We start from the raw sequence: 2562 nt of genomic DNA, 5'->3' as shown, positions 1-2562 counted from the left end.
CTTCGTCTCTGACTTCTTCCTGGTCATCTGTCTCACCTCGGATTGCGATATTTAATCGCTTATCCGGGTGTCCGTGAAGCAGGGGCAGGATCAAACCACGGCCCAGCGGCAACGTTTCGTCGAGCTATGCGACAGCACCTTGAAGACCGCGCGGGCGCGGCCGATCAAGGACATGGCCATGCAGCTCTGGAACTACCGGAGCAGGACCTGGGCACTGAAAGTCTGGAAGCGATGGCTGGCTTGGGCACTACGCTGCCGGCGGCACCGATGCGATCGGCGGCACTCACCATCAAGCACCAGTTGTGGGGCGTGCTCAACGCAATCGTCCTGCAGTTGCACAACGGCCACGCCGAGAGCATGAACAGCCGCATCCAGCGCATCAAACTCCGGGCCTGCGGCTTCCGGAACCGCGAGCGGTTCCGCAACGCCATCTACTTCCATCTCGGAGGACTGGTCTATCGCCGAATCACTTGTCCGTCGGTGCGTGACCCACTGGGAACGGTGAAGCCCCTCGAAAAGTAGCACCTGAGCAGGAATTCAGTGGGTCATTACAGGAGAAGATCAAGCAGCGCCTGCTGCCGGGCCACTGGGAAGGCGATTTCATCAAAGGCAGCTTCAACCGCTCGGCGGTGGGGACGGTGGTCGAGCGCAAGACCCGCTTCATTCTGTGCCGGATGGACGGCTGCACGGCGCAGGACGCGCTGGAGGGATTCACCCGCCAGATGAAGCCGCTGCCGGCGTTCCTGCGCGAGAGCCTGACCTACGATCGCGGCAGCGAAATGGCCTGTCATGAAGCATTGGCCAAGCGGCTGAAGCTCGACATCTGGTTCTGCGATCCGTACGCACCCTGGCAGCGCGGCAGCAACGAAAACACCAATGGATTGTTGCGCCAGTACCTGCCCAAGGGCACCGACCTGTCGAACGTGACCCAGACCCAACTCAACGATATCGCCCAGCTGCTCAACGGCCGGCCACGGAAGACGCTCGACTGGAAGACGCCGGATGAAGACCATGGCCGAAGAGATGGCCGCATTCTCGAAACGTGTTGCACTTGGTTCTTGAGACCAAGCTTCTTCATGGAACCTCCTCGGGAAAGGGTACGAGAAAACTCCACTTCTGGCGTCAGCCAACCCGTGGGAGGATTACCGCTCCGAGGCAATCCCAACGTCCGTGATTGCGCTTCCGAAAGCTTTCGACCATTCCTTCTGAGTCATGTACCTGGTATCGCTCACACCAAAGGCCAGCATATCTTTCTCTCGCAATTTCCCGAAGTCGTTAATCTTCATCTTCCGGCATCCGGCCGATACCGATGCGCCAGCATAATCCGAGAACACGTCCTCAACTATCTCTATGCCTGCTTCACCGTCCATTTGACGAGCTCGACTTCGCTCAATGCTGGACCACCAGCTGCAGCAACGACGTGCGGCGGAAAATCCGGCAGCTTGTCGTAATTGGTCTTGCGCAATGTATCGCCCGGATTCAGCGGCGGGCCCTCTTCTTCCATATAGCGGCGGATGTGTTCCCACAGTTGCACCTGCGTCGCATCGCGCCAAGTGCCGGTTACCCCCAGATCCACCATCAGGTCCACTTGCGTAGGCTGCTCTTGGGTCGTGCAGAGCATCTGCATCACCGTTTCTGTGCGCGCTACCGTGCCGCCGGGTACGTCGAGTCGTCGATAGGTACGGGCCTGCACGTCTTCCCAGCGATAGCTGCGCAGCGCGCCGGGCGCGCCCTTCTCCCAGAACCTAAGGAAGCTCAACCGCTGGATTGGGATGACATGGACTTCTCGGGTCTTACGATTGAATAGAACTGGATGATCGGCGGGACTAAAAAACCCCCTTCGAATAAAAACGACTGAAACCATTATTAATAGTAAAACTGGAACAAAGAAAGCCAAGAAAAAATATGATCCATTCTCCGAGAAGGAGAATAAAAACGCCATGTAAAGAGGAATCAGCAAAACGCAAAAAAGCATTATCCCGCTAATACCCAGATAATTAGCAACTCCCGCCCCCTGAATAGTTCCGACTTCAACCGCTTCCGGCCGAACTCGCAAAATTGCATTATGTGCTAACGGTGCTGTGTGTACAGGCTGACGTTTATCCTTCGGCATCACCCGCAACGGGCCTTTCTTAGCGTAAATGTTTTTCCTTCGTTGCTCCGCAGTGAACTCCAATTCCGGCTCCGGCTGCTTCCACTCCGGCACCAACACGCCGTCGTCTTGATCGTAGGGCATCCGCTCAGCTCTCCCTCAGGGTCTGGTCCACCAGCGGAGCTTCCTTCGCGTCCGGATCGCCATAGATGACGACCTCCGCCCAAGCGTCGCGATAGACATTCACATCCAGCTGTGCGGATAGTTCAACCGTCAAGACGTTATTCTTGCGCGCTTCCGTCGCTTCCGGCTCGACTGTCCCGATCTCATGCTTCAGTTGACTGCCACGCCGCGCGACGATGAAGGCCACGTTGCCCGGATGATGCGCGTAGTACGCCACCAACGCTTCTTTGTTGTCCACTTTTTTCGCGACGATGCGGATGGCCCAAGGCATGCTGGGCTCCAACACC

The 2562-nt window shown here is 57.3% G+C and carries 2 protein-coding genes and 2 pseudogenes; 2 read left to right on the top strand and 2 right to left on the bottom strand.

Features of this window, described 5'->3' with window-relative positions:
- The first annotated feature begins 67 nt into the window (after window positions 1-67).
- Window positions 68-522, top strand: a pseudogene (locus tag ACW7GZ_RS14860) (ISL3 family transposase).
- A pseudogene (locus ACW7GZ_RS14855) lies at window positions 507-1062 on the top strand (IS30 family transposase); the annotation flags it as partial. The pseudogenes ACW7GZ_RS14860 and ACW7GZ_RS14855, both read left to right, overlap by 16 nt.
- 286 nt (window positions 1063-1348) lie before the next feature.
- On the opposite strand, the gene ACW7GZ_RS14850 reads toward ACW7GZ_RS14855, so the two are convergent.
- Both ACW7GZ_RS14850 and ACW7GZ_RS14845 read right to left on the bottom strand, forming a co-directional pair.
- On the bottom strand, window positions 1349-2236 hold the full coding sequence (locus ACW7GZ_RS14850; protein ID WP_457010045.1) for a DUF6708 domain-containing protein: 888 nt from the start codon (window positions 2234-2236) through the stop codon (window positions 1349-1351).
- 4 nt (window positions 2237-2240) lie between these two features.
- Window positions 2241-2562 (bottom strand): hypothetical protein (locus ACW7GZ_RS14845; protein WP_457010043.1); only part of this gene is annotated, 322 nt, incomplete at its 5' end.

The organism is Luteimonas sp. A537 (assembly GCF_054052065.1).
Note: the sequence above shows the minus strand (reverse complement) of the source record. Positions and strands in the feature narration are given on the sequence as shown.

What these genes read in the sequence shown, in the direction of transcription:
- ACW7GZ_RS14850 (WP_457010045.1), bottom strand. Translation starts at nt 2,236, where the DNA reads ATGCCCTACGATCAAGACGACGGCGTGTTGGTGCCGGAGTGGAAGCAG.